Source organism: Parendozoicomonas sp. 209JJ7-1, assembly GCF_058147085.1.
Genome location: NZ_JBYVJU010000006.1, coordinates 227,799 through 235,146, shown reverse-complemented (window position 1 = coordinate 235,146; position 7,348 = coordinate 227,799). Strand labels below are relative to the sequence as shown.

Genomic DNA, 7,348 nt, shown 5'->3' with positions numbered 1-7,348 from the left:
TTTAAATGAGGATGGGGAGGTTGATAACAGCATCGATGCCACTGCCAGGGTTGTTGTCACTGTACAAAGTGCCGTACCCGCAGCGGCTCCCGGCAATGTGCGTCTGGTGTCGGGTATTCGCCAGCTGACTGTTAACTGGGACCCGGTAGCCGATGCCCTGCCAGCCAGACCCGCCATCACCGGCTATCGCGTCCAGCTGCGTGAAGGCAAGGGTGGTGCCTGGGGCAAGGATCAGATTGTCAACGGTCGCACCAACACATCTGCAACCTTTGCGAATCTGAAAGAAGGTACCAGTTACCAGGTGCGGGTAGCGGCCATGAATGCTGAAGGGGATGGTGCTTTTTCCGCCAGTGTGAATACGGACCCTCTGGCCGTTGGCTATAGCACCCAGAACATCCGTATTCAACAGGGCCAGACCGGCACCTTCTCCGTTCGCCTGAGCAGAGCACCGGAGAAAGCTTTTAACAATGCTGTACGTATTCTGGGTGGGTCCGGATCACAGCCGTCTCCCATTACCTCCAGTACTCACATCGCAAACTACGTGCTGCCTGATGGACGCACTGTGAAGAACGAGCTGAATGAACTTATCAGCTTTGCTGCGGGTCAGGATACCTATAAAGTTCAGGTGGAAACGCTCAAGGTACCCGTGCGTTTTGAAATTGTTTATCGCATGCTGCTGACCGACCTGAATAATTCCCTGGGTCTCAATCCAACGACTTCTACAATGCTGGTGTCCATCACGCCCCGCAAGCCCGTTGCAAACGCGGGTAAGGATCAAACAGTTCTGCAGGATCAAAAGGTCACCCTGGATGCCTCTGCCAGTCTGGACAGTGCCGACAGTAATGACCATGACCCGAACGCCAGGAGTGGTCCCCGCGTACCTCTGAGCTACAAGTGGAAACAGACCGGTGGCCCCAAAGTGGTTCTGTCCAATGCGACAGCTCAGAAGCCTACCTTTACCGCTCCGGGTAAGGAAGGCCCCCTGACATTTGAGCTGACCGTACGTGACCCGGAAAATGGCGCATCTGGCCAGGCTGTAACCGATACAGTGACCATTACCGTTGGTAATGCCAAACCGGTGTTTAGCCAGAATGCTGTTGCTGATCAAACCTACACCGAGCAGGAAGCTATTACCGCCCTGGTACTGCCCAAAGCCAACAGTGGTGACGGCAACATCACTTACACACTGGCACCTCTGCCTGCAGGTCTGACGTTTGATGCTGCTACCCGCACGCTGTCGGGTACTCCCACAACCGTGGGAACAACCACACTCACCTACTCAGCTACAGACAGAGATAGTGACCGCAGCAGTACAACCTTCAAAATAACTGTCGCCAGAGCACCGGAGCAGGAGGAGATCACTGAGGACACCACCCAGGTTACCCTGGCAGCTCTTGATGTAGCTTCCGTGACCGCCACCACCAATGCCATTAATAGCCACCTCGACAGCAATGTCAGCGGCCTCTCCTTCAATGGCAGCCCGCTGACGGTTCACCTGAACGGCGCGGCACGTTCTCTGGCCACTGCCAACTGTCGTCCAGAATCCAACCGGGTTGGCTCTGTGAATCCCCGCAGTACCTGTAGTAACACTCTGGGGTTTGATGACTTTAAAGAGCGCCTGACGACCAGCCTGAGCCTGAACGATGTAGGCTTCAGATTCGCAGGTGGTTCTCCGGATTCTCCCTGGACCATCTGGGCAAAAGCCGCGCACTTCAAGTTCAATGGTGACCCTGTGGTTCACGGCAAGAAAGTGAAGTACGAAGGCAACAGCAACAGTCTGTTTGTGGGTGGTGACATTCGTCTCGACAGCGAGTGGCGTCTTGGTCTGGCGGTTGGTCGTGAACACTCCAGGCTGGATACCACCCTGAATGGTGATGGTATACGTGATGACAAGGTAGAACGTGCCATGACCTCTGTCGTGCCCTATGCCGACTGGACCCGAGGCAACAGCAGCCTCCGTATCGCCCTGGGCTACGGTCGCGGTGACATGGATATCCACAGTGTGCAGAAAGGCCATAAAGCCAAAGCCAACACTGATGTGGAGATGCTGCTGGCTTCTGTCTCCGGTAAGCACCATATCGACTTTACTGACACCAACTGGGATATGAATATCACCGGCGGCGTGTCCGCCAGCCGCAGTAAGGCTAAGAAGGCCAGGTTCAAGAATACCCTCAACAGCGTTCTGCCAAAGGCTCTGGCCGACAGCGGTGAAGTTTCGCTGGGGGTCGAAAGTGGGTACACCTATGAAGGTCTGCGCAGCTTTGCCAGCCTGGGTGTGCGCAAGCAGTTCGGGGATCTGCACGACAAACTGGCCCAGGATGTTGGTGCTGGCCTTGAGTACAACCAGGACTGGCTGCGCCTGCGCCTTGAAGGTAAAACCCAGATCAACAATACCACCCATGAGCGTCACAGCATTGTCGGTCTGGTGGCCTTCCAGGGCAGCCAGAGCAATATCGACAAGCTGAGAGGCTTTACTGCCAGTCTGGGTACCGAGTACAACCTGCTGGGTGCCAACCCTGCAGACAAGAACACTCGCTCCAGGTTGGAAGGCAACTATGTCTATCGTATGGGTTACACCATCGAAGGCAGCCGTCGCGGCCAGAACATCGGTGATATTAACTTCTTCACCCGGTTGAATGGCGAAACATTTAAGTCTTCCCTTGGCCTTGATGTGAAGTTCAAGTGGTAAACCTGTCTGTATAAACCTGTCTGTCTGGTTCGCTGGTGGCCGTAAACTATGGCCACCAGTTCACTATCCATCAGTTCACTATCCGCCTTTTTCTGCCATTCCCTGGCGGAAGAGCTAAAGTTCCCCGCTGATAATTTTTTCGCCTGTTCACTAGCTGCCACTGACTGACATAGTCCGTCAGAACTGGCACACTTGATGGTAAACATTGGTTAAAAGTTTGCAGCCTGAGAGCCAGTTCCAACTGATTAAGTCATTCCAACCGTTTGGAATGGCAGTGATCAGTTCTCACTGCCTGAAGCTGGATTCAAGCAATATATGCTACGGAACCTTCCATGACAGAACCGCCCATGACGGACCAGATTGTAATCGGCGATGACGGCGTCGAACGTCAGTCGCTCAAGGCCTACACCGAGATGGCCTACCTGAACTACTCCATGTACGTCATCCTCGACCGGGCCCTGCCCCATATCGGTGATGGCCTGAAGCCTGTTCAGAGACGTATTGTTTACGCCATGAGTGAACTTGGCCTGAAAAACACCGCCAAGTACAAAAAGTCAGCCCGTACCGTCGGTGACGTACTGGGTAAATATCATCCCCACGGTGACAGCGCCTGCTACGAAGCCATGGTGCTGATGGCCCAGCCCTTCTCTTACCGTTACCCGCTGGTGGATGGCCAGGGCAACTGGGGCTCAGCGGATGACCCCAAATCCTTTGCCGCCATGCGTTACACCGAAGCCCGCCTTGGCAAATACGCCGATGTACTGCTGGGGGAACTGGGTCAGGGCACGGTGGACTGGACACCTAACTTTGACGGCACCATGGATGAGCCATCCACTCTCCCGGCACGTCTGCCCAACCTGCTGTTGAACGGCACCACCGGTATTGCCGTGGGTATGGCTACAGATATTCCGCCCCATAACCTGAAGGAAGTGGCAGCAGCCTGTATTCATATCCTGGACAACCCGAAAGCTGAACTTGAGGATATCTGCCAACACATCAAGGGGCCGGATTTCCCCACAGACGCCGAGATCATCACCCCCCACGAAGACATTAAAAAGCTGTACGCTAATGGTCGCGGCAGCCTGCGGATGCGAGGGGTTTATATAAGAGAACAGGGCGATATTGTTATTACCGCCCTGCCCCACCAGGTGTCCGGCGCCAAGATTCTGGAACAGATCGCCGACCAGATGCAGAAGAAAAAGCTGCCCATGGTCGCCGATCTTCGGGATGAATCCGACCACGAGAACCCAACCCGTCTGGTGATTACTCCCCGCTCCAACCGGGTGGATACCGAACAACTGATGCACCACCTGTTCGCCACCACCGATCTGGAACGGACTTACCGGGTAAACATGAACATGATCGGTATCGACGGCCGTCCACAGGTAAAGGCCCTCGATACCATGCTGCGGGAATGGCTGGAATACCGCCAGACAACAGTCACTCGTCGCTTAAAACACCGACTGGAAAAGATTCTTGCCCGTCTGCATATTCTGGAAGGTCTGATTACCGCCTTCCTGAATATTGATGAAGTGATTGAGATTATCCGTAATGAAGATAATCCCAAAGCGGAATTGATGAATCGCTTTGCCCTGAGCGATAAGCAGGCCGAAGCCATTCTCGAACTGAAACTGCGCCACCTGGCCAAACTTGAAGAAGAAAGGCTGCGTGCTGAACAGAATGAGCTGAATAAAGAACGGGAATCCCTGGAACTTATCCTCAGCTCCGACCGTCGTATGAAGACCCTGATGAAAAAGGAGATCATCGCCGATGCTGAGAAGTTTGGAGACGACCGTCGTTCACCCATTGCCGTACGCAAGGAAGCCCAGGCCCTGTCCGAGACGGAACTGCTAAGCGCAGACCCTGTGACTGTGGTTATGTCCGCCAAAGGCTGGGTACGGGTTGCCAAGGGCCACGATATTGATCCAACCAAACTCAGTTACAAATCCGGAGACAGCTTTGGCTTCGCGGTAAAAGGCCGTAGCAACCAGGTGACAATATTCCTGGATTCCACCGGCCGAACCTATTCCATCACTACCCACACTTTACCTTCAGCCAGAAGTCAGGGTGAACCGTTAACCGGGCGTGTTAACCCTCCAGCAGGCTCAACCTTTGAAGCGGCAGTGATTGATGATGAGAAAACCCATTACCTGATGGCCAGCGATGCCGGTTATGGTTTTGTCACAACAGTCGGGGATATGAACTCTCGCAACAAAGCGGGCAAAACAACTCTGACTCTACCAAAATTCACAAGAGTTATGCCGCCGGTACGGGTGCAGGATGTGGATAACCAGTTGGTTGCAGCTGTCAGCAATGAAGGGCGTATGCTGCTGTTCCCCCTGAAGGACCTGCCGGTTATGGCACGGGGAAAAGGCAATAAGCTGATTAATATTCCGGCAGCCAGAGCCACCAGCCGGGAAGAGTTTATGGTGGCTATGACCCTGGTGGGCGAAAGTGAAAGCCTGACAATCCTCGCCGGTAAGCGTCACCTGACACTTAAACCTGCGGACCTGGAGCATTATCTTAGTGAACGGGGTCGCAGGGGCAATAAGCTGCCCCGCGGGTTCCAGAAGGTGGATAGACTGGAAGTAAACAATTAATCTGAACGGCTCTTTATATCTGCCAGCTGCTTTTACTTCTCAGATAAGCCCAGAAAACCAGGTATTTTCACTGTATCCTCGCCTGCCAGCTCTCAGAGTCAGCAGGCCAGTCCAACATTGTCTTTCTGCAGATACAGGCAAAATTACCTGTCATTAATGGGAAAGAGCTAGTGGAAAAGGGTTAGTGGGAAAGAGTATTACAGGCAGTATGGGCGATAAAATTACCCGCTACGATTCCAATGCCAAGAGTTGCCCCCCACAGCTGAGCATGTGCCACCTTAAGAGCATCCATCTGATCTAAACTATATGAGATACCTACAAACTCGGTGACCAGGAGGCCAAAGTAATGAAGGAGAAACCTGGTTTTTGTGTCGTTTTTTTTCATCAGTGTGCATATCTGCTGCAGATCAACAGCCCCAGAGCCACCAGCAGCACCTAGAGACAAGCCCCCTGCTACAACACCTCCATATTGTAAAATGCCACCGGATCCGGGACTAATCGTGCACCCATATCCACCGGCAACGAGAGCAATGCTGCCACATGTGAAATAAGAACTAACCCAGCCGTTGTCATCGTAAAAACCGCCCATGGCCTGACCGTTCAAATGCAAAAAAACAGGAGAGTTGCTGCCCGTGACCGAGATAACGTCCTGACCCGAACCGGGTACATATGTAAAGGGATCTGTATGCCACCAGGTGCCGCCTTCCTCTGGTGTTCTCAGATGAATCTGGTATTTCTGCCCTTCCTGCAGTTGCGTATTGTATACGACCGGCATGGCGTCAGCTCTGGCATTGACCGCTCGGAATACTGTATCCGCCTCTGTGTTTTTAAGGTGCCAGGAAGGCGGAGAACGAAAAAGCAGGGGAGAAGAGGGCGTTGCAACAATCCGGATCTGGTCGTAACTCTGGACAACCCCCTGCTGGGTTTTCATGGGCGAATCAACGACAATGAAAACCTCGCCGGACCAGGATCTGGACGCAGCCAGTATGCAAACAACTACAACAAACAGACGCATGATAAACCATCCAACAGGCAGTAAAGGATAGGACTGCAAGTGTAGTCAATACACATCAACGGTTGTCTAATCTGAAAACCAGGTATTTTCACTGTATCCTCGCCTGCCAGCTCTCAGAGTCAGCAGGCCAGTCCAACATTGTTTTTCTGCAGATACAGGCGAAATCACCTGTCATTAATGGGAAAGAGCTAGTGGGAAAGGGCTACTGGGAAAGAAAATTACAGGCAGTATGGGCGATAAAATTACCCGCTACGGTTCCAAAGCCAAGAGTTGCCCCCCACAGCTGAACATGTGCCACCTTAAGAGCGTCCATCGGACCTACACTATAGAAGATATCTACATACTCGGTGACCAGGACACCAGCGTACTCAAGGAAAAACCTGGTTTTTGTGTCGTTTTTTTTCATCAGTGTGCATATCTGCTGCAGATCAACAGCCCCAGAGCCACCAGCAGCACCTAGAGACGCGCCCCCTTCTACAATACCTCCATATTGTAAAATGCCACCGGATCCGGGACTAATCGTGCACCCATATCCACCGAAACCGAGAGCAACGCTGCCACATGTGAAATAGGCACTAACCCAGCCGTTGTCATCGTAAAAACCGCCCATGGCCTGACCGTTCAAATGCAGAAAAACAGGAGAGTTGCTGCCCGTGACCGAGATAACGTCCTGACCCGAACCGGGTACATATGTAAAGGGGTCTGTATGCCACCAGGTGCCGCCTTCCTCTGGTGTTCTCAGATGAATCTGGTATTCCTGCCCTTCCTCCAGTTGCGTATTGTATACGCCCGGCATGGCGTCAGCTCTGGTATTGGCCGCTCGGAATACTGTATCCGCCTCTGTGTCTTTGAGGTGCCAGGAAGGCGTAGAACGGAAAAGCAGGGGAGAAGAGGGCGTTGCAACAATCCGGATCTGGTCGTAACTCTGGACAACCCCCTGCTGGGTTTTCATGGGCAAATCAACGACAATGGAAACCTCACCAGACCAGGATCTGGACGCAGCCAGTATGCAAACAACTACAACAAACAGACGCATGACAAACC

Annotated in this window: 4 protein-coding genes; 2 read left to right on the top strand and 2 right to left on the bottom strand. The window is 53.0% G+C overall.

The window, feature by feature from the left end; translation table 11 throughout:
* Both ACY2RQ_RS08345 and parC read left to right on the top strand, forming a co-directional pair.
* Positions 1-2,689: autotransporter domain-containing protein (locus ACY2RQ_RS08345; protein WP_490112505.1), on the top strand; the 2,689-nt coding region annotated here is incomplete at its 5' end.
* Between the two features lie 347 nt (positions 2,690-3,036).
* On the top strand, positions 3,037-5,289 hold the full coding sequence (gene parC, locus ACY2RQ_RS08340; RefSeq protein WP_490112510.1) for a DNA topoisomerase IV subunit A: 2,253 nt from the start codon (positions 3,037-3,039) through the stop codon (positions 5,287-5,289).
* Positions 5,290-5,470: 181 nt separating this feature from the next.
* Here parC and ACY2RQ_RS08335 read toward each other — a convergent pair whose 3' ends face one another.
* Complete coding sequence (locus ACY2RQ_RS08335) at positions 5,471-6,304, bottom strand: hypothetical protein (protein WP_490112504.1); 834 nt, start codon at positions 6,302-6,304, stop codon at positions 5,471-5,473.
* A gap of 202 nt (positions 6,305-6,506) precedes the next feature.
* Positions 6,507-7,340: a hypothetical protein gene (locus tag ACY2RQ_RS08330; protein ID WP_490112503.1), complete on the bottom strand. Its 834-nt coding sequence runs from the start codon at positions 7,338-7,340 to the stop codon at positions 6,507-6,509.
* Positions 7,341-7,348 lie beyond the last annotated feature (8 nt).